Origin of the sequence: Limnobacter sp. SAORIC-580 (assembly GCF_013004065.1) — a bacterium.
In the GTDB taxonomy this organism is placed as follows: Bacteria; Pseudomonadota; Gammaproteobacteria; order Burkholderiales; family Burkholderiaceae_B; genus Limnobacter; species Limnobacter profundi.
The window spans coordinates 2137914-2161320 of the sequence record NZ_CP053084.1 but is presented as its reverse complement, the minus strand read 5'-3'; the positions used below and the strand labels follow the sequence as shown (position 1 = coordinate 2161320).

General features: G+C 49.5%; 33 protein-coding genes. 28 read left to right on the top strand and 5 right to left on the bottom strand.

What is annotated here, in order from left to right; genetic code table 11:
• Window positions 1–16 precede the first annotated feature (16 nt).
• The 26 genes from HKT17_RS10135 (at window position 17) to HKT17_RS10015 (ending at window position 17227) form a co-directional block, all read left to right on the top strand.
• Window positions 17–664, top strand: a complete 648-nt coding sequence (locus HKT17_RS10135; protein ID WP_171099818.1) for a DUF4145 domain-containing protein — start codon at window positions 17–19, stop codon at window positions 662–664.
• A gap of 151 nt (window positions 665–815) precedes the next feature.
• Window positions 816–1355 carry a hypothetical protein gene (locus HKT17_RS10130; protein ID WP_205882418.1) on the top strand — a complete coding sequence of 180 codons (540 nt, stop codon included), beginning with the start codon at window positions 816–818 and terminating at the stop codon, window positions 1353–1355.
• A 374-nt stretch (window positions 1356–1729) separates the two neighbouring features.
• Complete coding sequence (locus HKT17_RS10125) at window positions 1730–2062, top strand: hypothetical protein (RefSeq protein WP_205882417.1); 333 nt, start codon at window positions 1730–1732, stop codon at window positions 2060–2062.
• 829 nt (window positions 2063–2891) lie between these two features.
• Complete coding sequence (locus HKT17_RS10120) at window positions 2892–3476, top strand: hypothetical protein (protein ID WP_171099812.1); 585 nt, start codon at window positions 2892–2894, stop codon at window positions 3474–3476.
• Between the two features lie 254 nt (window positions 3477–3730).
• Window positions 3731–4225, top strand: a complete 495-nt coding sequence (locus HKT17_RS10115) for an SEL1-like repeat protein (RefSeq protein ID WP_171099810.1) — start codon at window positions 3731–3733, stop codon at window positions 4223–4225.
• A 78-nt stretch (window positions 4226–4303) separates the two neighbouring features.
• Window positions 4304–4813, top strand: coding sequence for a hypothetical protein (locus HKT17_RS10110; protein WP_171099807.1), 510 nt, complete (start codon window positions 4304–4306; stop codon window positions 4811–4813).
• Between the two features lie 71 nt (window positions 4814–4884).
• Complete coding sequence (locus HKT17_RS10105) at window positions 4885–5337, top strand: hypothetical protein (protein ID WP_171099805.1); 453 nt, start codon at window positions 4885–4887, stop codon at window positions 5335–5337.
• A gap of 131 nt (window positions 5338–5468) precedes the next feature.
• Window positions 5469–5780 (top strand): hypothetical protein, encoded by a 312-nt coding sequence (locus HKT17_RS10100; RefSeq protein WP_171099803.1) that lies wholly within the window; start codon window positions 5469–5471, stop codon window positions 5778–5780.
• A 156-nt stretch (window positions 5781–5936) separates the two neighbouring features.
• On the top strand, window positions 5937–6434 hold the full coding sequence (locus HKT17_RS10095; RefSeq protein ID WP_205882416.1) for a hypothetical protein: 498 nt from the start codon (window positions 5937–5939) through the stop codon (window positions 6432–6434).
• Window positions 6435–6537: 103 nt separating this feature from the next.
• Entirely contained in the window at window positions 6538–6816 is a 279-nt protein-coding gene (locus HKT17_RS15520) for a hypothetical protein (RefSeq protein ID WP_205882415.1), read from the top strand.
• A 181-nt stretch (window positions 6817–6997) separates the two neighbouring features.
• Complete coding sequence (locus HKT17_RS10090) at window positions 6998–7351, top strand: hypothetical protein (RefSeq protein ID WP_205882414.1); 354 nt, start codon at window positions 6998–7000, stop codon at window positions 7349–7351.
• A gap of 128 nt (window positions 7352–7479) precedes the next feature.
• Window positions 7480–8295: a hypothetical protein gene (locus tag HKT17_RS10085; protein WP_171099797.1), complete on the top strand. Its 816-nt coding sequence runs from the start codon at window positions 7480–7482 to the stop codon at window positions 8293–8295.
• 309 nt (window positions 8296–8604) lie between these two features.
• Window positions 8605–9234 (top strand): DUF2971 domain-containing protein, encoded by a 630-nt coding sequence (locus HKT17_RS10080; RefSeq protein WP_171099795.1) that lies wholly within the window; start codon window positions 8605–8607, stop codon window positions 9232–9234.
• An 83-nt stretch (window positions 9235–9317) separates the two neighbouring features.
• Entirely contained in the window at window positions 9318–10058 is a 741-nt protein-coding gene (locus tag HKT17_RS10075; protein ID WP_171099793.1) for a hypothetical protein, read from the top strand.
• A gap of 483 nt (window positions 10059–10541) precedes the next feature.
• Window positions 10542–11018, top strand: coding sequence for a hypothetical protein (locus HKT17_RS10070; RefSeq protein WP_171099791.1), 477 nt, complete (start codon window positions 10542–10544; stop codon window positions 11016–11018).
• A gap of 109 nt (window positions 11019–11127) precedes the next feature.
• Window positions 11128–11841 (top strand): tetratricopeptide repeat protein, encoded by a 714-nt coding sequence (locus HKT17_RS10065; RefSeq protein ID WP_171099790.1) that lies wholly within the window; start codon window positions 11128–11130, stop codon window positions 11839–11841.
• 52 nt (window positions 11842–11893) lie between these two features.
• Window positions 11894–12235, top strand: coding sequence for a hypothetical protein (locus tag HKT17_RS10060; protein WP_171099788.1), 342 nt, complete (start codon window positions 11894–11896; stop codon window positions 12233–12235).
• Between the two features lie 236 nt (window positions 12236–12471).
• Window positions 12472–13038, top strand: a complete 567-nt coding sequence (locus HKT17_RS10055; protein ID WP_171099786.1) for a hypothetical protein — start codon at window positions 12472–12474, stop codon at window positions 13036–13038.
• Between the two features lie 101 nt (window positions 13039–13139).
• Complete coding sequence (locus HKT17_RS10050) at window positions 13140–13556, top strand: VOC family protein (protein WP_171099783.1); 417 nt, start codon at window positions 13140–13142, stop codon at window positions 13554–13556.
• 70 nt (window positions 13557–13626) lie between these two features.
• Window positions 13627–14223 carry a PIN domain-containing protein gene (locus HKT17_RS10045; RefSeq protein ID WP_171099781.1) on the top strand — a complete coding sequence of 199 codons (597 nt, stop codon included), beginning with the start codon at window positions 13627–13629 and terminating at the stop codon, window positions 14221–14223.
• 43 nt (window positions 14224–14266) lie between these two features.
• Window positions 14267–14509: a VF530 family protein gene (locus HKT17_RS10040; RefSeq protein ID WP_171099780.1), complete on the top strand. Its 243-nt coding sequence runs from the start codon at window positions 14267–14269 to the stop codon at window positions 14507–14509.
• Between the two features lie 367 nt (window positions 14510–14876).
• Entirely contained in the window at window positions 14877–15167 is a 291-nt protein-coding gene (locus HKT17_RS10035) for an addiction module antidote protein (RefSeq protein ID WP_205882413.1), read from the top strand.
• A gap of 229 nt (window positions 15168–15396) precedes the next feature.
• A complete protein-coding gene (locus HKT17_RS10030) occupies window positions 15397–16023 on the top strand; it encodes a hypothetical protein (protein ID WP_205882412.1) in 627 nt (208 codons plus the stop codon).
• 84 nt (window positions 16024–16107) lie between these two features.
• Complete coding sequence (locus tag HKT17_RS10025; RefSeq protein ID WP_171099776.1) at window positions 16108–16443, top strand: hypothetical protein; 336 nt, start codon at window positions 16108–16110, stop codon at window positions 16441–16443.
• A gap of 8 nt (window positions 16444–16451) precedes the next feature.
• Window positions 16452–16961 (top strand): hypothetical protein, encoded by a 510-nt coding sequence (locus HKT17_RS10020; RefSeq protein WP_171099775.1) that lies wholly within the window; start codon window positions 16452–16454, stop codon window positions 16959–16961.
• Window positions 16958–17227, top strand: a complete 270-nt coding sequence (locus HKT17_RS10015) for a hypothetical protein (RefSeq protein ID WP_171099773.1) — start codon at window positions 16958–16960, stop codon at window positions 17225–17227. Before HKT17_RS10020 ends, HKT17_RS10015 begins: the two co-directional genes overlap by 4 nt.
• Window positions 17228–17323: 96 nt before the next feature.
• Here HKT17_RS10015 and HKT17_RS10010 read toward each other — a convergent pair whose 3' ends face one another.
• From HKT17_RS10010 to HKT17_RS09990, 5 genes are all read right to left on the bottom strand, one after another.
• A complete protein-coding gene (locus HKT17_RS10010) occupies window positions 17324–17620 on the bottom strand; it encodes a type II toxin-antitoxin system RelE/ParE family toxin (protein WP_171099770.1) in 297 nt (98 codons plus the stop codon).
• A complete protein-coding gene (locus HKT17_RS10005) occupies window positions 17617–17856 on the bottom strand; it encodes a type II toxin-antitoxin system ParD family antitoxin (protein ID WP_171099768.1) in 240 nt (79 codons plus the stop codon). Before HKT17_RS10005 ends, HKT17_RS10010 begins: the two co-directional genes overlap by 4 nt.
• A 74-nt stretch (window positions 17857–17930) precedes the next feature.
• Complete coding sequence (locus HKT17_RS10000; protein ID WP_171099765.1) at window positions 17931–18470, bottom strand: hypothetical protein; 540 nt, start codon at window positions 18468–18470, stop codon at window positions 17931–17933.
• Window positions 18471–18480: 10 nt separating this feature from the next.
• The gene (locus HKT17_RS09995; RefSeq protein WP_171099763.1) at window positions 18481–18951 is read right to left on the bottom strand and encodes an NlpC/P60 family protein; all 471 of its coding nucleotides are present in this window, start codon (window positions 18949–18951) and stop codon (window positions 18481–18483) included.
• Window positions 18952–19097: 146 nt separating this feature from the next.
• Window positions 19098–21287, bottom strand: coding sequence for a malate synthase G (locus HKT17_RS09990; RefSeq protein ID WP_171099761.1), 2190 nt, complete (start codon window positions 21285–21287; stop codon window positions 19098–19100).
• Between the two features lie 219 nt (window positions 21288–21506).
• Here HKT17_RS09990 and HKT17_RS09985 point away from each other — a divergent pair, with 219 nt between their 5' ends.
• A complete protein-coding gene (locus tag HKT17_RS09985) occupies window positions 21507–23153 on the top strand; it encodes a GMC family oxidoreductase (protein ID WP_171099759.1) in 1647 nt (548 codons plus the stop codon).
• Window positions 23154–23188: 35 nt separating this feature from the next.
• Window positions 23189–23401, top strand: coding sequence for an RNA-binding S4 domain-containing protein (locus tag HKT17_RS09980; protein WP_040513673.1), 213 nt, complete (start codon window positions 23189–23191; stop codon window positions 23399–23401).
• The last annotated feature ends 6 nt before the right edge of the window (window positions 23402–23407 follow it).

The window sequence follows — 23407 nt, the reverse complement described above, 5'->3', positions numbered from 1 at the left end:
AGAAACGAGGGATTGAATGAAAGCCGAATATATTCCACCCAAAAGAGCGGCGAGAGCATTCAATTGTCCAAATTGCCATGTTTACGCAAAACAATCATGGTACTTCATGGGCGGAGCATCAAGTGAGAATGGATTTGGCACTCAGTATCACAATGAGAAATTCCTAGTCTCAGATTGCGAAAACTGTTCCTCACCCACTATCTGGTTAGGTGAAAAAGTCATTTTTCCAATCCATTCATCTGCGCAACCTCCAAACCCCGATCTTCCCGAAGAAATCAGACAAGATTATGAAGAGGCTAGAACGATAAGCAATTTGTCTCCGAGAGGAGCAGCAGCACTTTTGAGGCTGGCAATTCAAAAGCTTTGCGCTCATCTTGGGCAGCCCGGAAAAAATATTAACTCAGACATTGCTGCATTGGTAAAAGAGGGACTTCCTTCGGGAGTTCAAAAAGCTCTAGATAGCGTAAGAGTCATAGGAAATGATGCTGTACATCCAGGCTCTATTGATCTCAAGGATGATAGAGATACTGTAAATACGCTATTTAAGCTTGTTAATTTTATCAGCACAAAAATGATTACCGAGCCTAAAGAAATCGATGAGTTATATTCATCTCTGCCCCAAGAAAAAATTGATGGGATTAACCAAAGAGATGGGGGTAGTTAAATTGCATAACAAATCAATCAACTGCGCGCCTTCGGCGCCGGACGCAGCAAAGCTGCGTCGGTTATTGAGGCGTTAGGCAACACGATTCATTTCACTCTTCGGCGACACAGTGTCTCTACTTTGCATAACAACTGAGCTTTCAAGCAGCGAGATGGCCTCCTGGGTTCAAGCCGTCGGGTCAGTGATTGCCATTCTTGCCACTGCATGCATTGCAGTATGGCAATCACGTCAACAGCACACAAGTGCACTTGCACTACATCGCGCGGAAAGTCGCCACGCAAGGCGGGAAGCCGCAAAATCTCTTCTCGTAATCTGCCGTAACTGTGCACGGGCCGCCGCACACTTTGCTGCTGAACTCTCAAGTCGAGACTATATTTACAAAGTCGCATCGGGAGAGAAACACTTCGACTTCGAAGAGCTAACTGCCCTTAGAGATGCCGCGGCTAGCGTTCAGCTTCATTCCCTCCCTGATGTGCTTATTGGTCCCGCTATGTCACTTGCGGCCACGATTCGTCAGCTTCGGCAGACAGTCGACATCGCGATCCGGGAGCATCGCAAAATGGACGCCGAATCCTTCGAAAACTTGTTCCGCACTCTTGACGAAATGGCATCTTCTCTCTCGGCAACGACACAAGATGTTCAGATTGAGCTTGATCGGCTCCAATCTTCAGAGGAGAGCCGCGTTGCCTAACCCTTCCATCGAGAGAACTCGCCCCAGCAAGCTGATTCGAGCCCATCATGTCAAACGTTAGGCCTCAATCGGGCACTGCGATAACAAACTTGATCCAACAAGTACACGACGTGCGCTCAAGGCTAGTGCGTGCATTGCAGTGTGGTCATTCGCATCTAGCTTGTCTCCGGCTTTGGAGCAACTTTGTTCGGATGCGTGATGGGAACATGTGTGTGAAGTGCGAATGCAAGCGCGACCTTGCCGCACATCACATCTTCCGAAAGAGCTTCTTGTCAAACGCCCAGTTCGAGCCGGGGAACGGAATTACGCTATGTCGCAAGTGCCATAAACAGGTGCACGGTGGTTTCAACGGTAAGCCCGACATGGGCCTACCTATGGATGCTCAAGGCGGAGAAAAGGCCGAAGACATTTCGACCATGTTGGAGTTTCTCGTCGCCAAGAGCCGCCAGCATCCGAACCTCGCAGACGAATGGTATTACCTAAGCGACTCAACGTTGGGAACAATTAGCCTGCTCCAAGGATTCGATGCGACCACGCGGCTTGATGCCTCTCGAATAGAGCAGGCGTACATCATTTGGAACCAAGCGCCAGATACTTTGAGAGATGCTGTTCTCCAAGCTAATGGCTTTGCACCATTTCGTGGGCCGCTGATCCCAGGTATCCACATCATTTCAAACGTTAGGCCTTTTCTACCAAGGGATACATAATGAACCTTTCAGAAAATGGAAAGAAATCGAGCGAGGGCCGTTGGTGGGAGTTCTACTTTGTTCGGTACTTTGTCGGAACTGTCATTGGTGGAGCAATTCTTCTTTACTTGAATGCATCAGATACATCGAGTCTTCGCAATCTCATCATCCCAGGAGTCACAGATGTATCGAAACTCGACGCCCAGTTTCTCTCTCTTCTCGCAGCACTAGGATTGGCCTACTGCTACGTTGCAAGTGCGCCAGTCCTCGTACTTCACGCTACACGTGGGGTATTTTTGGCGAAGCATACTGCCACATATCGATATTTATTCTATGGCTCTCTCGCGTTTGTTGGTATATCTGCTGCCGCGTTCTACGTTTGTCAAGAAGCCCCAGATCACAAGGTTATCCTATCGATCACTCTGCTCATGGTTGTCCTGTGCATTCAGATTGTGCCTCTAGGTTTGGCAATTAAAAACGAAGGCGAATGCGCGTACTCTTACTACACTAAGCTAACGAAAGCACGTAGCAAAGACACCGAGGAGACCCGACAGTATGTCGAGTCATACAAGCATCTGAGAGAACACGGAAATGCATTTATTATTCTTCTGTTTGAGTTGGTGTTAGGCACAGTCCTGGCTACGGTATCCGAACCCAGGTTTGCTCTCATTGCGCTACTTCTCTGGATAATGCCCGCCGGATTGGTCTGGTTGGTTGGTACCATACTGGAATACCGATTCGCTAATGAGCCACCAAAGTAGTAACTCTGCGTTCGAGGTGATATATGCGAAAGCCGCGCAGGCGCCTCTACTGCACGTTAGGCTAATCAGCGATTAAAATTGAGTTCAATATGAGCAAGAAAACGCAAGAAAAACTACGCCACCACCGCACCATAGAAGAATTCCAGACGTTTGCTAACGAGTTCAAAAGTGAGAGTGATCGTGCCGCCGTAATACTTGGTACTGCTCAACTAGATCTACTACTTTTCCAGCTTCTAGACTCGACTTTGTTGCCAGTGACAAATGGGAAGGATGAACTACTTGAGGGTGATAGCCCACTAGCTACATTCTCTGCTCGCATCAATGCGTGCTATCGACTTGGACTGATCGAAGCTGAATTTGCACGTGCGTTGCACCTTGTTAGGCGCATTCGTAACTCGTTCGCTCATGAGGTTTCTAGTGCAACACTTGATGCCGGAGCCCACAGGGACAGAGTGCGGGAATTGGTTGCTCCTTTTGCGGGCAATTGGGGACTGCGGGAGATGCTTGAACAATTTTTTGATAACGATGAATCAACGGGCGCAAGGTTCAGAGCCTGTATTGCCTTGATGAGCATCCGACTTGATTCAGTAATTCAGGATAGCAAACGCTTTTCCGACGAACACGCTGCCACTATGCTTCCGCCCGACCCGGATGAAACTGACACTGCTGAGTAGGATTCCGTTGTATCGCAGGTGCAATGCACCTCACGCTAGGCACGATAGTATCTGCAATGTTCTTGCATTCGGTTATGCACCTATCACCAGACCGGTATGAACATGTAGATGTAACGCCGTGCCTTCGCTCCCCAGCCTAACTGTCAGGTCAACGCGGACGCAATCAAGGGCTATGCTTTCGGCATTCTCATGGTCCTTTCTTGTACCCTCCGCCCTGCCGGGCTCCGACGCCGGTTACGTTGGTAGTTAGCCGTATGAATGCTCTTTCCTTTCGACGTAACCACGCCCAGGCCCTATTGAAGTCTGGAGAGCTCGAGCAGGCGGTCGCGTACATGACTCGGTATGCTTTAAGTGGTGACGTTGAGGCGATGATTTTGCTCGCCAACTATGAGTTCGATCAAGGAACCCGGGAACGAAGTGATGGTTGGATTAAACAAGCCGAGCAATCCCTGCACCCTGAGGATCATGATGCAAAGGTCGAACTCCTCTCCGCCTACCAAATGGGCCTCGGATCAGAAGACCATGAAGTCCGAGACCGAAGAGCTCTTGAATTGCTCGGTGAGCTCGCTGAGTCAGGTAATCTCGTTGCCGCTCACTCATTGATGTCTCACTATCTCTATGGACTCAACGGGGCGGAGGTATCTCGTGAAAAGTTTGCGTATTGGGCGCGTGTGGCTGATTCACTGGGCTCAGATGGGGCGACCCTTGCACTTAAAAATATTGAGCGTTGGCCAAATGTGGGTCTTTAATTTCAGCAATGTGGCTAACCCTTCCGTCAACCGGACCTGTCTGCGGCAGTCCGGTTACCTTCCACGTTAGACATCACCATGGACGCCACGCTCGTCACAAAGATCCTCGCGAAGATTGGCTACGTTCTGCTCAACGTTCAGTCAACCGAGAGAGTCATAAAGCGCGTCATGAAGATCGCCATGCCGCATGAGAGCGACTACTTAGTGGCGCTTTCTGAGCGACTAGCGTCGAAGGACATGGATCGCCCATTGGGTGCGTTCCTTACAGAGCTGCGCAAGCGAGCGGAACTGAATAGTCAAGTCGACGTGCTCTTCAAGCGCTTTCTTTTGAGGCGTAACGTCTTCATCCATGACATCTCCAAACCAAAAGGCTGGACTCTGAAAACGAAGGAGGGGCTGTTGGTGATTAACAGCCAGCTGGAAGAGCTTCTCGCGGACTCGACGGCAGTTCGAACCCATTTCTTGGCACTGCTCTACTCATGGAAGGTCCAAGGGGAAATGGAGCCTACTAAGGAGGAAGATGAGGCGTTCCGAGCGATCACAGCAAAGTATGAGGGCGGCGTTCTATCCAGGAAGTGGGGGGAGTGATGTCTAACAGGTCGGTCGACTCGGACACGTTGCGGCAAGGCGCCGGTCAACTCCAACGTTAGGTCTAGACCATGAAAAACATTGATCCTCATAAAGTTCTCGATAATGCCAACGCGTTCCTGATCGCGGCCAATCGACTTAACGAACAGCGCCCTATCTCAAACACCACGAATTTTGAACTGACCATAGTCCCATATGTTGTGTCGCTTTCATTTGCGCTCGAAATGGCAATGAAAGCAATACTGGCGACTGACCGGAAATTTGTTCGTACGCACGAGTTGCTGAAGCTTTACAACAAGCTTCCAGAACTGGTTAAGAACGAGACTATTGTCGAGCTGAATTTAACTGCGTTGGAAATGAGGATGAAACTTTCCAAAGCGAATAAATCATTTGAAGACTGGCGTTACTACTATGAGTCAACCTCACTTGAAGTTGATCCAGTATTTTTAACAAGGCTCGCTACTGTGTTGCGCGACATCTGCCAGCGGTTGTTTAGTGAAAAGAATATTGTGCGTGTTGAATGAGATGTATCTAGACGGTCGGCCCATTGTGTCAGCAGGCCTAACCCATTATTCCACCGGACCCGCGCGAAAAGCCGCGCAGTCCGGTGAATTCAAATATTAGGCCGCACGTCATCACGCACAGGAGGCATTCGTTGGTTACCTACCCTATTCATGTTCCACGCGCTGATTATCGAGGCACTGATTCTCGAAAGAAGGAGAAGGCGGCCAATCACAATCGTATTGCCGCCGAACTCGAGACCTACATCAACGCGCGTCTCAAGGCTCAAACACGGCCAATCCAGCAATATCTCTACCACCAGATTGCCAGTGATACTGGACACTCGGTAGAGACAATTCGCGAGCTCTGCTTCTCCATCGACGGAGGCCACGGTGGGTTTACTGCCTTCAAGTCTGGCATGTCGGCCGAGCAAGCAATGGACGCTGCAGCTCGCGGTGAAGAGTAGGGCAGTGTGGTCTAACCTTTTGTTGCACCTGAAGTGCTACGGCGGGCTTCGCCCGCATGCGCATTCGGGTGAACTCGAACGTTGGGCAATGACGCCATGACATTACAGATATTTGATAAACGTTCGTGGTTTAATTCAGTGGGGGGGGGTAACAAAATGAAAGAAATAGATAATGCAATTGCAGCAAACAGAGGCGCGAAATGCTCTCACGCAGACCTCCCGAAGGTTAAATTCGACCAGCCCGTAATTTTTAACGGTGATGGTGTGGTCGTCGAAGGTCACGTCGTCTCTGCATCGGATGACGGTCAGAATTTTTCTCTTGCATCTGATGACGGTGATGTCTGGATAATTAAAACGTCAGACGTTGTGGAGTCTGCAAAAATGGATGCGCCAATATCTGGAGTTCCGGGGACGCCGGTTCGCCTGAAAATTCGAGTAGGTGCCGAAATTGCACTTGATCGAAGAATGATTGTGGGCGTCCATGTCATTGGCACATCTGCGATGCAGGTCGCGTCTGTGTCAGATGCAAAGCTCAATCCTCCAAGCGGCTGCCAATGTCCCAGGCAGTGCAATAACGGGTGGTGTTGTGCTCAAGGTGGCTGGATATATGTTTGTTCAAGAAATTCCTGCGTTTTCAGTCAGGCTCGTTGCTAAAGGCTACCCAGAAGGCGCTGCACCCGCCCCCACGCCTCCGCTGGGCTACGGCGGGGGGCGGGGTGGGTTTAGGAGGTGTTAGTCCTCAAAAAAGGAGAGTTACATGACCGTTTATTGCGTCTCGTATGACCTAAATAAAACCGGCCAGAACTACAGCGCTTTGTACGAGGAGCTAAAGAGGTCATCCAGTTGGTGGCACTACCTTGATTCAACTTGGTTGATATACACATTAGAAACAGCAGATCAGTTGTCGGAACGCCTTTTAAAGCACACCGATCAAAACGATCGCCTCCTGGTCATTAAGGTGGTAAAAGCCTATCAAGGTTGGCTTAGTGAAGAGGCTTGGAAGTGGATACGTGAGCACGTTACCGATCCTGCCTAATATGACGCTCCGGTGCGATGTCCACGCCTTCAGCGTGGCCGCGTCTGAGCTTGGTCGTTAGCCCATACCCATGGCGCATCCTCATAAACTACCTAAGCCTGGGAAAATGCTAGGCGTTTTCGCCCTCTACGCAATCGGGTATACGACGTTTTTTTGGTTCGGGCGGTCTGGATTCCCTGAGTTGTCCGCTGAGGTCAGATTACGACTAGCGCAACTAGGCATTCTTACAGTTTACAGTGCCGCGTTGCTAGGCGGTCTAAGTTTCTTCTGGTCAGCGAAAGCTAAGGAAAACTCGTCAATAGCAGTGCACCGCATTGCAAATATTGATTTTCAAATAGGCCTGCTTACTCAACTTCAAAGTGAAGCTAGTCATAACTTTCATGAGCAAATAGAAAGTCTGCTTGAGGAACGAAGTGCCGAGAATGCGATTCTCGCTGAAGCGAATCATTTTCCGGCCACACTTGATAGGCTGGGCTTCGCGTCTATATTCGTCCTTGCTATTGGCACCATCCTGCAAATATTTAGTCTCGCATAATGACCGATTTCTTGGTTAACAATTCCGTCGATAAGGACCGCCCACAAGCTGCGCTTGTGGGTTCCCTTCGCGGCTTCGCCGCTGCCGCGCCCCCTCACATCAAACGTTAGTTTTATAAGGAGAGTTCGTTGAGTAAACGAGAAATATACGAAAATGGTCTGCTCTCGATACGGTTCACGGGTGAGCAACTAAAAACTCATGGAGTAAGCATTTATGATCTATCGGAGTCTCTGTTGGCCATTCAGCGAATCATCCATAAGGCTTACTTAGCAAAAAACGGCCGATTAAAGAAGGGGGCGTTCCCAGCTAAAGAGGAACGCCCTGGCCTAGCACTTCAGCTTGGTGAAAGGCGCAGAAGTTCAGATGCTTTTGCTTTGGTCCCAATTCTGGCCGATCCAACAGTTCAAGAAAACCTAAAACAAATAATCCAGTACGTTGTATCAGGTGTGGTCGGTTATTACACAGGTAATGTCCTTGATCGCATTCATAAAGAAAAGGATGACAATAAAAAGATATTTATCGGCTCAATCTACACGGAAGTTGCTAACATCGTTAACCGTATTGATACCTCTGGTGGTGTTGAAGGGATCTCACTAGGCTCTCCACTGCTTCAACAAGAGACAGTCGCCGCATTCACAAGCGACACTAAAGATTATCTAGTGGAGCTGAAAGGGGAAACATATCTTGGTTCATACAAAGAAATAAAGGGGCGCGTTTACAAGCTATATCCAGCGAGCAACATCGTGGCCATTCGTCGTTCCGGCGGCAACACTGTTACGGTGTTTTTAACCCCCGAAGACTTCGAAACAGTTCGTTATCATCAAGAACGTAACCCGCTCTTTTTATTCAAAGGCCACCCAATCTATAAATTCGGCATCGAAACCAAGACGGTCACAGAGTTTGAGGCGGATGCAATCGTACATATCGAAGATGAAGAAAGATAACAAGGCACTCGTTCGGACGCAAACTACGCCACGCTTCGTTTGCGCCGCGCGGCTTGGTCGTTAGGTATCATCTTGCTGCGTGACTGTCCGCCACTACTGTATAAGTACTTCGCAGCAGAGCGCTGCACATTCCTTACTGATCTAAGAGTTCGGTACAGCCAGCTTGGTACGTTCAACGATCCCTTTGAAGGTCGACCCGAGATCACCTCCTTCGCCACGAGAGAGAAATTTCTTTCTGTCGTGAATCGGGTGCTCCCGGAGGAAATGACTAGGATATATGAGCAGTAGCCGGAGCACGTGCGGACGCGAATGACCTATGCCCAGGTGATGGCACTCGCTGAACATTTGGCGCAATCAAAGCAGTCGGACATGCTGGGCACGCTCCAAGCGGTCGGGACCGTTGCTGCTGCTTTCATTACGGGAAAGATTGATCAAGTCCTCGGCGCGTTCTGTCTATCCGAAGTGCCCGACAGTCTGCTCATGTGGGCGCACTATGCATCGAGTCACACTGGCTTTGTGGTGGAGTTTGATTCGATGCATCCGTGGTTCCATGAGCAGAAGTCTGAGGTGGACGACCTGCGCCGCATCCGTCGAGTGTACTACCGTGATAGTCGGCCGAGTGCCCCGCTGTCTGAGATGAGTGTCATCGAACTTTTTCTGGTAAAGAGCTCGCACTGGGCATATGAGCGTGAGTGGCGCATCGTTCGCCCATTGATGGACGCGGCCGAAACAGTAGCAGCAGCGCCGTACCCAGTAGCTCTCTTCAACGTTCCGCCCTCGGCGGTCACGGGCGTGATCACGGGGGCACGTATGGCATCTGAGCATGAGGAAGGTTTGCGCCAAGCCATTTTCGCGAATCCTGGATTGCGCGATGTTAGGATTCGCCGCGCTGTGGCTGACGCGAGCCACTTCTTGCTAAGGTTCGAGGATGACACTTAACTTGTCGGTCGACTCGAACACGTTGCGGCAAGGCGCAGTTCGCCTTTACGTTAGGCTCCTCGTTTCAACCAAAAAGGAAGTACATGAAACTTATTGAACAGATAGCGGAAGTGCTTCGAGATGAGCGCAAGGAAATGCATATAGATGAAATTGCGGCTGCGCTAATTTCAAAGTATCCGCACATCCAAATACCAGCAGATCAACTTCCCATAAAGGTTTCTGCCGCTCTTTCTTCTGACTTGTCAAAGAATAAAAGAGAATCAATTTTCTTAAAGCCCAAAAACAAAAAAGGCGGAGCTCGCCGTGGAATTTACAAGATAAAAATTCCACGTAGCTCTATACCGAAAGAAATCGTCATTCCTGAGCAGCCACGTATAAACTCGAGCTACACGGGAAAAGCTGGCGAATTTGCGGTGATGTCTGAACTTCTGTTTTTCGGCTTCAACTCATCCTACATGGCAGTAGACGATGGCATAGATATCGTGGCAAGCAAAGATAATAAGTATTTTCACATCCAAGTAAAAACAGCAAATCTCTCTGATGCAAACAAGTATTCCTTCTCGTTAAACCAAAGAAGCTACGACGCTAAAGACTCTTCATCCACTTTTTACATTCTCGTACTAAGAGCATTTACCGGCTCCGCATATACAAATAACTTCCTAATTTTCCCCAATAACGAAATACGCCGCCTGGTGGAAGCGGGCATAGTGGCGCGTGGAGAAAAACTGTCACTTCGCATCGAAAAAGATCGCAATGGCAAATATCTTATTAATAGCCGTGAGAACGTTAGCTGGGCCCTTAACAGGTTTGGCATAATTGTTTAACGCTATTGATATTGCTCATATCAACAACCTAACTGTTGTTCACTCCGTTTACCAGGGCGTCGATCAGCTTCGCTGGCAATACCAAGTAAATGCGGGAGTCAGGCATCGCTAAAGACAGGGAGGAGAAATTATGGATGGTGACAAATACATTAAGGACAAAACCAAAAAGGAACTTCTGCGCACCCTCTACACTGACTCTCAAATTGGGAGCAAGGTATACGAGCAGCAGCGCATGGCGCTCGCGTTGATGTGCGAGGAAGATGTCTCATGGGCCATAATTCGGTTCACTGACTCAAACACCGTGCTGTCTAACAGACTTCTCAGGTTGAACACCATTATTCTTGGTGTCTTCACGATAGTTAGTACGGCTTTGACAATCTGGTCGCTTATGAAGGTGCCGAGCGGTACCTAACAGGTCGTTAGACACGGACGCGCCGGGCAACGCCGCTGCATGCTGGTCACCTCAAACGTTAGGAGCCTTAAGTGAGTATTTGGGAAACCGTAACCCTCGGCATTGTTAGTAGCCTCATCGCAACTTTTGTATTTTTAGGCCTTGGCTGGGTATTAAAAAAGGTCGTACTCCCTTGGTTCGAGGACAAAATATATCGGGGAGTTCGAGTTGATGGTCGTTGGAAGCTTTACTTTAATAATCAAAAAAATAGTAAATTTTTTGGGATGCTCGAGCTTAAGCAAAATGGGGATCGCGTTAGCGGAAGTTTCACCTACGAAAATACAGACAGGACCGAAGTCATGACCTATCGGCTTGTGGGGGCCGTCGCGAATTCATATGTAAACATCTCGCTAGCTCCAACGGCAAGAAGGTCAATCGACACAGGCTCCCTCGTTGCTCGCATCTACGAAGAAAGCGGCCTGCAAATGACCGGTACACTGATCTACATATCAACTAAGAATGGCCAGATCGAATCAGCCCCCGTTTTGTTGACGTATGTTGACTCCTAACCGTACGCTCAACCCGACGCCGAACAGTTATATCGTCGGGTTCCCTACATACTCTGGCGAAGGCTAGCTTCACGTTATGCGTCTTAATCAAAAATCGATACGGTCTCGCATGAAAACTTCATTAGTTCACCTGTGTTTCGTAGTTCTAGCTACCTTTTCAAACATTGCAATGGCGGATTGGTTTCTTTCGAGTGAAACCAAGTCTTTGATTGCGAAAGCTGAGGCCGGCGATACAGATGCCCAATTTCGCGTTGGTGTCGCCTACGATTTTGGGAAAGGAGCACCGCGTGATGGAAAGGAAGCCATGAAGTGGTATCGCATGGCTGCTGAAAACGGTAACGCAGAGGCCCAAAATAGCTTTGGTAGTGGGCTTCAAGCAGAGAAGCGCTACTCCGAGGCGTTGGCTTGGTACGAAAAGGCATCCGCACAAGGGCACGCCGTTGCAACTAATAACTTGGCTTACCTTTACGATATGGGGTTGGGAGTGAAACAAGATCGTCGCAAAGGCTTTGAACTCTATTCACAGGCAGCTGATCTCGGCAGTGCCGAAGCCATGTGGAATATGGCCAACATGCATGGTTCTGGCCAAATTGGAGAAAAAGACATGGTTGCTGCCTGTGTTTGGTCGAAGCGCGCGAGAAAGTATGCGAAGCCAGGAGAACGACAGTTACAAAGTCATCTAAATCGGGTCATTCCGCAACTAGAACAGATGTTGTCGGCTGAGCAGTTGGACTCGTGCAAGCAACAGCTGGAGAATTGGTCGCCAGTCGCGTCTAATAGCAAAGATGCCCAGCTTGGCAGTCAACAGGACGCCCCACAATGAGGCCAAGCAACGCCTGTTACTCTGAACGTTACGCGACACAGCGGAGGCCTATGTGAATCGAAGCGCTGCAATCCTTTTGGCAATCGCAACGGCTTTACCTATCGTATATATATTTTATTTTTTTGCAGCGTTCGACTCGATGAGTGGTCAGATGACACAAGAAGAGATGCAGGCTAAATTTGATCTGCTCTTCCGACTCCATCTTGGCACCATGGCCCTTATCGGGGGGCTACTCATTGTCTATATCATTTACTTGTTCAGGACTGAGCATGTGCCAAAAGACAAAAAAGCGCTTTGGGCCGTCGTTTTGTTCATGGGGAACATACTCTCAATGCCGGTGTTTTGGTTTCTGTACGTGTGGAAGCCTTTGCAGCGAGGCAGTGTTGCGACATAGCTTGTCAATCGATACGGACCCACAACAGCAAAAGGTGGCTTCGCCACAAAAGTTTTGGTTTGGTCATTTCCGACGTTAAGTCACTATTCGGCATCAATGAATATTTTGAAGGGAGTTAACTGCTCATTGCATCAGTTTGTTAGCGGGCAGGGCTCTTCCACGATCCAAATGTCAGTGCTTGCTATATAGTAGTTTGATGGCTTACTTCCTCTAACCCCAGTCAGATGATATTGAACATGAAAAAGCCTCTTACGACCGGAATTTTTCTCTTCGCGTTCACCATTTCTTTTTCTGCAACAGCCGATGGCGGCTTGGATAATTTGAAAGGCGACTGGCAAAGTTACCGACAGACTGGCAAAAAACTCCCCGACGGTTCACCCGAGTCTCTTTGGCACATGCTGGTGGCTACTGTCAGTGGAGATCAGATGATATTGAATGTTCCACATGAAGGAAATCTTGAGCGACAGTATCAAGCCGGAGACATTATTGCCAAGGACATTCGATTTTTAGGTACCCGTGATATTCCTGCCCGTCCCACTCACGGCTTTTCCGCTCAAACCGTTTACAGATACTCCGCTCAATGCAACTTACGCAGAGCACCTCAGTACGTTCCTGGCGCCACACAGACCTCTCGATATGAGGCCTACTGGGGGCCTTGCGAAATCAATTACAACGACGACCTTGATCGCAAAGAAAAGAGATTATCCTTCACACCCAATAACTCGATGAACGTGATGCGAGTTGAAAAAATTCCTCCTGGTGCGATTGGATTAAACGGCAAGTGGAATCCCAGCAAAAAATAATTAATAGGTGCAATTCGCATCGCGTTGAAGTGCCCGCCTTGGTTGGAATGGAGAAGTTGTTCGTCCACCTGATCTGCCCTGGAATTTCCTGCGTCTAACTTATGCGCCCACACATCAGCCTCATCACCCTCGCCGTTGAAGATCTGCAACGTGCCGTCGCGTTCTATCGTGATGGTCTTGGGTTACCCACCAATGGCATCATGGGTACAGAGTTCGAGATCGGTGCGGTGGCCTTTTTCGATCTTCAACCCAACCTGAAACTCGCAGTGTGGCCGCGCACAAGTTTAGCCGCCGACACGGGCTTGCCACTGACGGGTGGAGGTACCGGCAGCTTTAGTCTTGCCCACAATGTGGCCTCTGAAGCTGAGGTCGATGAAGTTATGCAGCAGGCAAGCACAGCGGGTGCAACAATCATTAAGCCCGCAGGCTCAACTTTTTGGGGTGGCTATGCGGGTTACTTTCAAGATCCAGATGGTCACCTTTGGGAAGTCGCATTCAATCCAGAAATGCCTGTCTAATTGAGGTCGATCAGCCTATAGAACTAGCCTGCCGACTTATAAAGACCAAAGCCTAAAACCAGGATTTGAATTGCGAACAAACTACGTCCTTATCGATTACGAAAACGTGCAGCCAGAAGCAATGGCGGTGCTCAGCAAAGAGCACTTCAAAGTGATCGTATTCGTCGGTGCCAATCAAGCCAAGGTCACCTTCGAGGTGGCATCGGCACTTCAGCAAATGGGGGAGCGTGCCGAGTACATCAAGATTTCTGGCAATGGTTCCAACGCGCTCGACTTTCACATTGCGTACTACATTGGCTTGTTGGCCAGCAAAGAGCCAGAGGCCTGCTTCCACATTGTTTCCAAAGACACGGGCTTCGACCCGCTGATCAATCACCTCAAGGGTAAAAAGATCCTCGCGTGTCGTTCCAAAGATGTCACTGACATCCCGATTGTCAAGGCGTCAAACTCCAAATCACCTAGCGAGAAAATTGCTGTAATCATTGCTGATTTAAAGCGCAGGGGAGCAGCCAAGCCACGCGCTGTCAAAACGCTGACAAGCACCATTAGCAACATGTTTCAAAAGCAACTATCCGATGAAGAGCTTCAGTCATTGCTGCTAGAGTTACAGACGAAAGGAATAGTCAGTATTGCGGGCACCAAGGTTTCGTATGAATTGCCTGCCTGACACTTCTTATAAAAAGCAATCGCTTCAAGGATAAAAGCCCAGCATGCATACCGAGCAATCCAAGAACCCCATGCATGGAGTCACGCTTGAAACAATCGTGGTAAAGCTTGTTGAGCACTACGGCTGGGATGAGCTCGCCAATCGAATCAAAATCAATTGTTTCAAGAACGATCCTTCCGTTAAATCCAGCCTGAAGTTTCTTAGAAAAACGCCTTGGGCTAGAGAGCAGGTGGAGCAACTTTACCTCTCTACATTTGCAGCACAAACTGAAGTGCGAAAAAGTTAAGTCTTCTTGCCGCGCGGTGTAATCACACCAAGCTACCGCCACCCCGCAATTTGTAACCCCCCATTCATTCTCTTTAAGGTGCCTTTTTAAACTCGTTAAAAAGGCACCGCATGGTAGTTATGTCCTGCCCGGGCAAGCCGGGTCATGAAGTTCAACGCTACGTTAGTATTTCCGAAGTCATCCTTGTCTCAATGTATCCGTTCGGATACAATTAGATTTATGAATTCTTTTCAACGCACATCAGAATTTGATGCGTGGCTTAAAGCATTGCGTGATCCGATTGGGAAAGCTCGAATAATTTCAATCGACACAGAAAAGTGACATTAAACAGGCCAAAGCTTTGCTTAAATGTTACGAGGGTTAAGGCATGAAGATGAAACTTGCGAAATTCGATGCAGCCGAATATCTCGATAACGAGGAAGTGATCGCAGCTTATCTGAACGCAGCGCTAGAAGATGAAAATCCCGATGTTTTTCTAATAGCAATTGGTGATGTGGCGAAAGCTCGAGGAATGACCCAACTTGCAAAAGACACGGGATTGGCGAGGGAAAGTTTGTACAAGGCTTTGGCTCCTGGCGCAAAACCAAGGTATGACACTGTTTTCAAATTGATCCGTGCATTAGGTGTTGAGCTACACACATCCCCTGCTCATAAGTGAATATCAACTTTAACTTGTCAATACAATAGACCCACCGAAGAACAACTACCACCAGGTGAGTTCTGAGCACTTCCGGCGTGCTTCGCAAAGGCCGTAACTGGTTTCTTGATCTCACTCAGCTAGCCATGCAAGTTGAGGGTCAACACAACGTTGGAACTGTTGTACCCCTCGCGCTACTCAAACTCTGATCCTTTAATTCAAACCCCACAATTTATTACCAGCGTCGCTTTTGGGCAAAGCGAATTACATGCACCAAGGAGCGGTGAAATTGAAATCGGCAGTGCGTCATGTTGAACAGGACAATTCCATGCCCCCTGAAGAAGTGGCGCTATTCTTCATCATGGCTTCAATGGGACTGTCTGTTTACGGGGCATTGACAAGCTTTGTTCCCTCTACATTTTGGCTTCGCTGGGGTACTTACCTGTCTGTCACTGCAACATTACTTTTGACGACTTATCTTTATTGGGGGTTCGGCACCGGTCGCATGAAAACGCAAGAGGGAGCTTCTAAGTTGAAAAAAGTTCTTGCTTTGTCTTTTCTACCAATTGTCATCTTCGGAGCAATATGGATGGTCACCGTTCATGCGTTGGCAGATTTCTATACGCTTGCATTTGGAAGTCAAAACAGCGAATCAGTACTTTTGGTTAAGGAACGAGGTGGAGGTCGATATACATGTCAATACCGGCTTAAAGGTCAATCGCTCGAGTCAGCGATTCCAAACTACATCTGCATCTCTGATTCGGCCTATGAAGCTCTACCTTCTTACCCAACTACTTTTTTGCTTGACGGAAAAATTTCGATTCTTGGGTTCCATATCGGAGATGTGTACAGAAGCCTCAAGTCGGCCGGTAACTAGAACACGGGTTCGCATGTCTTGGAGGGGCGAAACCAACCTGAACTTTATTTTCACAAAATCATGCTACCGATATTTATTCGAATCGTGTCATCGATCATTTCAGTCTTGGCGCTCATCTCCCTCCTTCCTGCGGCAGGTGTATTGATGATGTCACCAATGATGTTTGATGCGCCCGGTTCTGAACGCAATGTTCTCCTGTGGCTATTCTTCTTTAGCATATTGGCGCATCCCATCGCTGTCATAAGTGGTGCAGTGATCATCTTCAAAAATAAAGTGCGCAATATGCGGCGCTATATTGTTGGTGTTGGTGTCACGCTTGCACCTCTTACACTCATAGTCATTTTGTATTTTTTGCTGAGCATATTTTGCGATGGCAATTTTGATTGCCAAGTGTCGCCGACTACATACATATCTCAGTGAACTGAGCGATGAAAAAGATTCAAAAGATAATGGCAAGCAGCGCTTTGGTATTGTTCGCAAACTCAAGCTGGGCAACTGAGGTGGAAGAACAAACCCTCTTGAAAAACTTGGCGTACGGGCAGTTGATCGAACTGAATCAATACAGCTCTGGGCAGCAGAAGGGCTTGATGTTGCGCCTGTTTGCAACGCCAGCTCGCGATGAAACTTGTGGGCTTGAAACTGGTGCCACTTGTAAAAATAATCACCTGATCACTGTTGCCACTTTCGATGAACTACCGGAAGTTCAAGTACACACATTGCAAGCGAAAGGGGAGTTTGTAAAGGCCGATTGGGTTGTACCTAAAACGCCTGAAACAACAGTTGACCAAGCCGAGTTGGTTCTTACGTTCCGTGAATATCATCGATTCTCGACTCGAGCAAATCCTAAGCTCCCCAAGAAGGTTTTTCAGGTTAATTTGAAAATAACTTCTGCAAGAGTTGAAGAAGTGCTGCTCACAAAACAGGTATCGAATCAATGAACTTATCAGTCAGGCTGGTGAAACTAATAAGCCACAAAGGATTGATTGTGTCGATTGCATGTGGAGTAGCCCTTGCTTGCGCTATGTTGTTTATCGGCCTGTTACACAACGCACAGCTTGAGTTTTATTTCCCAGGCAGTACCGTTGATTACCAATACGCTCTTGGCTTCTTCGGGATTTGGTTTTTAGTTGGTGCCTTTGGTAGCTTATTGCTTGGCGTTCTGTTTAAACGCATCTATAAATTAATTGTCCAACATACTTCCTGAAATTCATATGCGATCAATATTTACTGCCGTACTTTTTTGCTTTTCGAGTATCTCGTTTGCGCAAGCTAAATAGCAACAAGCCTCGTTGAAAGAAGCTTAAAGGTGACTATCCACATCCATGCGGTGATGGAACACACGAACCACTACGACTTTTGAATTGCTTCCATCGCGGTAGAAAATGACATGGCTACCGAGCACGAATTTTCTGTATCCGGGCTTTATTCCCGATGCATCGATACCGATTTCTGGTTGGCGAGCAAGTAACCGAAAAGTGTCGTCGAGTTGTTTTAGATATTTGTTTCGTTGCGGGTTTCCCCAGCGTTTTGCAGTAAAGCGAGCAATATTCAATAGGTCGTTGCGGGCCGCGACAGTCAGAAGGAATGGCTTTGTCATTCCGCTTCTTTGTCCAGCTGCGAAATTAGATCGTCGTAAGAATAGTCGGAAAGTCCGCTTTGCTCGCCTTCCTCCAGTAGGCGACGCAGTTGCGTCAGCTGAGTTTCGTTTTCTTCCAGCAAACGTAGCCCTGCTCTGACCACTTCGCTGGCCGAGCCATAGCGGCCATTCTGGACCTGTGATGCAATGAATTGATCAAAATGTGGGCCAAGAGAAACACTTGTGTTTTTAGCCATGGGAGGCCTCCGATACCAAATATTGGTATATTTTATAGACATGCTTATCACTAATCAATCAACCGCTCAGCGTTTTATTTGTTCTTTAAAGCGTAATAAACCCCCAACGCTCCATCTTCCTCCAGCGTCACCATTCGGTGCGCGTCAATCGACACCACAAACTTTCTCTGCTCCCATTTCCCTTTCCAGGCAGGGTCTTTACATTCCAAAACTCCAGTTTTAACCACGGTTAGCTGCTCACCGTAAGCAGAAAATCCGAGGTCTGTGTTCTCCAGTGAAAACTGCAAGGGCTTGCCTTGGCTATCTACAGCCTCTGGAGGTAGGGTGGTATTCATTCGAGTCAGCACATCTTTCAACGGCAGTTCTTCAAGCACAAAGTGCAAGTGCCCCTTAGCGCAGGCACCCACTGGCGATGTTTTATTTTGTGCTGCTTTTAAATCGATACTCTTTCCAATCTGCGGTTTGAATTGATTGGTCGTGGTTTCAAAACATCCAATCGGGCAGCGAACTTCCAGCAATATCCAAGCCTTCAGCAAATCAGCGGTTGAGTTCTCTGAAGCGTGAGTCGATGTAAGGCCTAGCATCAGCGTTGCGGCGAAAGCAAATTTAATCATGTCCATTTCCTTATTGACCGATACTTTGCAGATAACTCGCGATGGCCTGCGTGGACGAATATTTGTAGCGCAGAAAGTATTTCGGTCGCTTGGACCAATATCCCGGTTTTGAGAACAACACGAAGCTGACACCGGTAGAACTTTGCGAACCCACCCAGCCGTGTTCGTTTTGAACAATGCCAATGTGATTGACCCCTTTGTAAGGTCCAGTGACTTGTTCCGGAAATATGATCAAGTCGCCAGCCTGTGGTGTGTCAACCTGTTCAAAATGAGGCGATGCCATATAGCCCGCAACGTTAGTTCTAAAGGCAGCAGCGCGTTCTGGGAAGAGTTGTTCAAACACATAGGCGACGAACCCGGAACAATCAAATCCGTTTGTTTTTTTACCGCCCCATTTGTAGGGCTTGCCTTCCATAATTTCAAACACCTTGTCGGCACGGTGGGCAATACCCTTGCCAGTTTGGGCAACATGCTCTTGCATTCAGCTTCTCCTTTTTTAATCTGGAAAAGCAATGTAGAGGCAAGGTGTTGTACTGTCAAAATGCTACCTACTACGGGTTAGGTTTCAACAAAAAAGCCAGGCACTTTTCAGCACCTGGCTTTCTCAAATCAAACTACTTAATCAACTCAAGCAGCTTTCACCTTCAAGCGCCATGCGTGCAGCAGTGGCTCGGTGTAACCGGCAGGTTGTTCCATGCCTTTGAACACCAGGTCGCATGCGGCCTTGAATGCGGCGGATGTTTCAAAGTTGCCAGCCATGGGCTTGTACGCGGGGTCGCCAGCGTTTTGCTGGTCAACCACAGCGGCCATGCGCTTCATGGTTTCCATCACTTGCTCTTTGCTCACAATGCCGTGGTGAATCCAGTTGGCAATGTGCTGGCTGGAAATACGCAGTGTGGCGCGGTCTTCCATCAGGCCCACGTTGTTGATGTCGGGCACCTTGGAGCAACCCACACCCTGGTCAACCCAGCGAACCACATAGCCCAAAATACCTTGGGCGTTGTTGTCCAGTTCTTGCTGCTTTTCTGCATCGCTCCAGTTGGTGTTGGTGGCCACTGGCACTTGCAACAGATTGGCCAAAATGCCTGGGCGTTCTGCGTCGGCATCAATCTTTTCCAGCTCGGCTTGAACAGCGGCCACGCTAACCTGGTGGTAGTGCATGGCGTGCAATGTTGCAGCAGTTGGGCTTGGAACCCAGGCGGTGTTGGCACCGGCTTTGGGGTGGCCAATTTTCTGTTCCAGCATGGCTTTCATCAGGTCGGGCATGGCCCACATGCCTTTACCAATCTGTGCGCGGCCTTTCAGGCCACAGCTCAAACCAACCAGCACGTTGTTGCGCTCGTAGGCGGTAATCCATGCGCTGCTCTTCATGTCGGCTTTGCGAATCATGGCGCCTGCGTGCATTGCAGTGTGCATTTCGTCGCCAGTGCGGTCCAAGAAGCCAGTGTTGATGAAAGCAACACGGCTGGCTGCGGCAGCAATACAAGCCTTCAAGTTAACAGACGTGCGGCGCTCCTCGTCCATAATGCCCAGCTTCACGGTGCTGTCGGGCAGGCCCAGCAGCTTTTCTACATGGGTGAACAATTCAGCAGCAAAGCCCACTTCAACAGGGCCGTGCATTTTCGGCTTCACGATGTAAACCGAACCTTTGCGGCTGTTGCGAATACCGTTAACGCCATTGCCTTTCAGGTCGTGTAGCGCAATCGTGGTGGTCACAATCGCGTCCATAATGCCTTCGGGAATTTCTTTGTCACCGCCCCACAAAATTGCGGGGTTGGTCATCAGGTGGCCCACATTGCGCAAGAACAACATGCTGCGGCCATGCATGGTCACTTTCTCGCCATTCACGCCGGTGTACACGCGGTCAGCATTCAAGCCACGTGTGAAGGTTTTGCCACCTTTGCTCACGCTTTCTGTGAGGGTGCCTTTCAAAATACCCAGCCAGTTTTTGTAGGCCACAATTTTGTCTTCAGCGTCTACGGCAGCAACAGAGTCTTCCAAATCCAGAATGGTAGACAGCGCTGCTTCCAGCACCACGTCGGCCACACCGGCTGCGTCGCTTGAACCAATCGGTGTTGCGCGGTTAATAATGATGTCGGCGTGAATGCCGTTGTTCACCAGCAATACCGATGAAGGTGCTGCGGCGTCGCCCTGGTAACCCACCAGTTGTGCGGCGTTTTTCAGGCCAACGGTGCTGCCGTTCTTCAAGGCAACTTGCAGCTTGCCACCTGCAATGGCGTAGCCAGTGGCGTCTTTGTGTGATGCGCCTTCCAATGGGAAAGACTGATCCAAAAAGTTGCGTGCAAACTCGATTACTTTTGCACCGCGCACGGGGTTGTAGCCGCCAGCGCGTTCTGCACCGCCTTCTTCAGAAATTACATCGGTGCCGTACAGTGCATCGTACAGGCTGCCCCAACGTGCGTTCGCAGCATTCAAGGCGTAGCGTGCATTCAAAATTGGAACTACCAACTGGGGGCCAGCTTGGGTGGCCAGTTCGCTGTCTACATTGGCGGTGGTGGCTTGCACTTTGGCAGGCTGCTCAACCAGGTAGCCAATCTTTTTCAAAAATTCTTGGTAGGCGGCCATGTCGGCGATGGGGCCGGGGTTGGCTTTGTGCCAGGCGTCCATTTCCAGCTGAATGCGGTCGCGCTCGGCCAGCAGGGCGGCGTTTTTCGGGGCCAGTGTGCTGACGATTTCGTCGAAGCCTTTCCAGTAGGCAGCCTGATCAATGCCGGTGCCGGGCAGCACTTCATTGTTGATGAAGTTGTACAGGGGTGTGGCTACTTTCAAGCCATGCACGGTGGTGCGTTCTGTCATTTTAGAAACCTCGGGCAGGGTAGTTAATGCGAAACAGTCGATTGTAAAGGAATTGAGTGTGATTCTGACATGTTTGGAATGGTCATAAGCACAGGCGATTGATCAAGACATCTTTAACTTTTTTGCAAAACTCTGGAAAACCCCAAGTCGATTGCAGCAACGCGGGGTTCAATCCAATTTGTGGGCTGGTTACTATTGGGTAATCGATTCGGGGTAAACATGCGGACTTTTGATTACATCGTAGTGGGGGCGGGCACAGCTGGGGCCTTGATGGCCAACCGGCTCAGTGCCAACCCCAACAATTCAGTGCTGTTGCTGGAAGCGGGCGGTAAAGACAACTACCACTGGATCCACATTCCTGTGGGTTACCTGTATTGCATCGACAACCCCCGCACCGATTGGCGCTTTCGCACCGAGCCCGATGCCGGCCTGAACGGCCGCGCCCTGATTTACCCCCGTGGCAAAACCTTGGGTGGTTGCTCCAGCATCAACGGCATGATCTACATGCGTGGCCAGGCCCGCGATTATGAAAGCTGGGCTGCCCAAACCGGCGACGAGGCCTGGAACTGGAACAATTGTTTGCAAGATTTTCTAGCGCATGAAAGCAACTGGCGTTACGACAACCCGCATGCCGAGTTGGCTGACACAGACTTGCCAAAGTTTCACAGTGGCAAGGGTGAGTGGCGCGTGGAAAAGCAGCGCCTGCGTTGGGAAATTCTGGAAGCATTTTCTCAAGCGGCGCAACAGGCAGGCATACCCGCCAGCGACGACTTCAACCGTGGCAATAACTTTGGTGTGGGCTACTTTGAAGTGAACCAGCGCAGCGGCTGGCGGTGGAACACCTCCAAAGCCTTCTTGCGCCCAATCATGAAGCGGCCCAACTTAACAGTGTGGACCCAGGCACAAGTTAAAAATTTAATCATCGAGCGCAACGCCAGTGGCGAACTGGTGTGCAATGGCGCGCTGGTAGTGAAGGGCGGTGAAGAAGTGGCGGTGAAAGCCGTGCGTGAAACCGTGCTGTGTGCGGGTGCCATTGGCACGCCACAAATTCTTGAATTATCGGGCATAGGGCAGGGCAGCCTGCTGCAGCAACACGGTATTGAGGTAAAGCTGGACAAACCCGGCGTGGGTGCCAACCTGCAAGACCATTTGCAAATTCGCGCAGTATTCAAAGTGCAGGGCGTTAAAACCCTGAACACACTGGCCAATAGCCTGTGGGGCAAGGCGCAAATTGGCATGGAATATGTATTTAAGCGCAGCGGCCCCATGAGCATGGCCCCCTCGCAACTGGGCGCATTCACCAAAAGCAGCGCCGACCGGCCATACCCCAACATTCAGTACCATGTGCAGCCGCTGAGCCTGCCTGCATTTGGTCAGCCCCTGCACAACTTCAATGCCTTCACGGCCAGTGTGTGCAACCTCAACCCCAGCAGCCGCGGTTCGGTGCACATTAAAAGCAGTCGGTTCGACGAAGCACCCGCCATTGCGCCGAATTACCTCAGCACTGAGGAAGACCAGAAAGTGGCGGCCGATTCCCTCAGGGTGACGCGTAATATTGCGCAGCAACCCGCCTTGGCGAAATACAAGCCTGAGGAATTCAAGCCCGGCGTGGAGTTTCAAACCGACGAGGAATTGGTGCGTTTGGCAGGCGACATTGCCACGACGATTTTTCACCCGGTGGGTACGGCAAAAATGGGTGCGGCCAACGACCCCGCTGCTGTGGTCGATTCCCGCTTGCGAGTGATTGGTGTGAAGCACCTGCGCATTGCCGATGCCAGTGTGATGCCCACCATTACCAGCGGCAACACCAACAGCCCCACGCTGATGATTGCCGAGAAAGCGGCAAGGTGGATACTCGAAGGCTGATACACTTCGGGCATTGATTGCAGGGAATACACGCCATGAACGAAGTCATCATCAACAAAGAACCCGTTGAGCTTTACAAAATCCTGAAGTTTCAGGGTTGGTTGTCCAGCGGCGGCGAGGCCAAGAATGTGATTGCCGATGGCCATGTGTTGGTCAACGGCCAAATTGAAACCCAGAAGCGCAAGAAAATTGTGGGTGGCGATGTAATCGAGTTTGACGGTGTGAAGTACACGGTTAAACTGGGATAAGTGGTT

Excerpts from the sequence above, each read along its gene's own strand:
- HKT17_RS10135 (WP_171099818.1), top strand. The coding sequence starts at position 17 with ATGAAAGCCGAATATATTCCACCCAAAAGAGCGGCGAGAGCATTCAAT.
- HKT17_RS10130 (WP_205882418.1), top strand. The coding sequence starts at position 816 with ATGGCCTCCTGGGTTCAAGCCGTCGGGTCAGTGATTGCCATTCTTGCC.
- HKT17_RS10125 (WP_205882417.1), top strand. The coding sequence starts at position 1,730 with ATGGATGCTCAAGGCGGAGAAAAGGCCGAAGACATTTCGACCATGTTG.
- HKT17_RS10120 (WP_171099812.1), top strand. The coding sequence starts at position 2,892 with ATGAGCAAGAAAACGCAAGAAAAACTACGCCACCACCGCACCATAGAA.
- HKT17_RS10115 (WP_171099810.1), top strand. The coding sequence starts at position 3,731 with ATGAATGCTCTTTCCTTTCGACGTAACCACGCCCAGGCCCTATTGAAG.
- HKT17_RS10110 (WP_171099807.1), top strand. The coding sequence starts at position 4,304 with ATGGACGCCACGCTCGTCACAAAGATCCTCGCGAAGATTGGCTACGTT.
- HKT17_RS10105 (WP_171099805.1), top strand. The coding sequence starts at position 4,885 with ATGAAAAACATTGATCCTCATAAAGTTCTCGATAATGCCAACGCGTTC.
- HKT17_RS10095 (WP_205882416.1), top strand. The coding sequence starts at position 5,937 with ATGAAAGAAATAGATAATGCAATTGCAGCAAACAGAGGCGCGAAATGC.
- HKT17_RS15520 (WP_205882415.1), top strand. The coding sequence starts at position 6,538 with ATGACCGTTTATTGCGTCTCGTATGACCTAAATAAAACCGGCCAGAAC.
- HKT17_RS10080 (WP_171099795.1), top strand. The coding sequence starts at position 8,605 with ATGACCTATGCCCAGGTGATGGCACTCGCTGAACATTTGGCGCAATCA.
- HKT17_RS10075 (WP_171099793.1), top strand. The coding sequence starts at position 9,318 with ATGAAACTTATTGAACAGATAGCGGAAGTGCTTCGAGATGAGCGCAAG.
- HKT17_RS10065 (WP_171099790.1), top strand. The coding sequence starts at position 11,128 with ATGAAAACTTCATTAGTTCACCTGTGTTTCGTAGTTCTAGCTACCTTT.
- HKT17_RS10055 (WP_171099786.1), top strand. The coding sequence starts at position 12,472 with ATGAAAAAGCCTCTTACGACCGGAATTTTTCTCTTCGCGTTCACCATT.
- HKT17_RS10050 (WP_171099783.1), top strand. The coding sequence starts at position 13,140 with ATGCGCCCACACATCAGCCTCATCACCCTCGCCGTTGAAGATCTGCAA.
- HKT17_RS10040 (WP_171099780.1), top strand. The coding sequence starts at position 14,267 with ATGCATACCGAGCAATCCAAGAACCCCATGCATGGAGTCACGCTTGAA.
- HKT17_RS10035 (WP_205882413.1), top strand. The coding sequence starts at position 14,877 with ATGAAGATGAAACTTGCGAAATTCGATGCAGCCGAATATCTCGATAAC.
- HKT17_RS10020 (WP_171099775.1), top strand. The coding sequence starts at position 16,452 with ATGAAAAAGATTCAAAAGATAATGGCAAGCAGCGCTTTGGTATTGTTC.
- HKT17_RS10015 (WP_171099773.1), top strand. The coding sequence starts at position 16,958 with ATGAACTTATCAGTCAGGCTGGTGAAACTAATAAGCCACAAAGGATTG.
- HKT17_RS10010 (WP_171099770.1), bottom strand. The coding sequence starts at position 17,620 with ATGACAAAGCCATTCCTTCTGACTGTCGCGGCCCGCAACGACCTATTG.
- HKT17_RS10005 (WP_171099768.1), bottom strand. The coding sequence starts at position 17,856 with ATGGCTAAAAACACAAGTGTTTCTCTTGGCCCACATTTTGATCAATTC.
- HKT17_RS10000 (WP_171099765.1), bottom strand. The coding sequence starts at position 18,470 with ATGATTAAATTTGCTTTCGCCGCAACGCTGATGCTAGGCCTTACATCG.
- HKT17_RS09995 (WP_171099763.1), bottom strand. The coding sequence starts at position 18,951 with ATGCAAGAGCATGTTGCCCAAACTGGCAAGGGTATTGCCCACCGTGCC.
- HKT17_RS09990 (WP_171099761.1), bottom strand. The coding sequence starts at position 21,287 with ATGACAGAACGCACCACCGTGCATGGCTTGAAAGTAGCCACACCCCTG.
- HKT17_RS09985 (WP_171099759.1), top strand. The coding sequence starts at position 21,507 with ATGCGGACTTTTGATTACATCGTAGTGGGGGCGGGCACAGCTGGGGCC.
- HKT17_RS09980 (WP_040513673.1), top strand. The coding sequence starts at position 23,189 with ATGAACGAAGTCATCATCAACAAAGAACCCGTTGAGCTTTACAAAATC.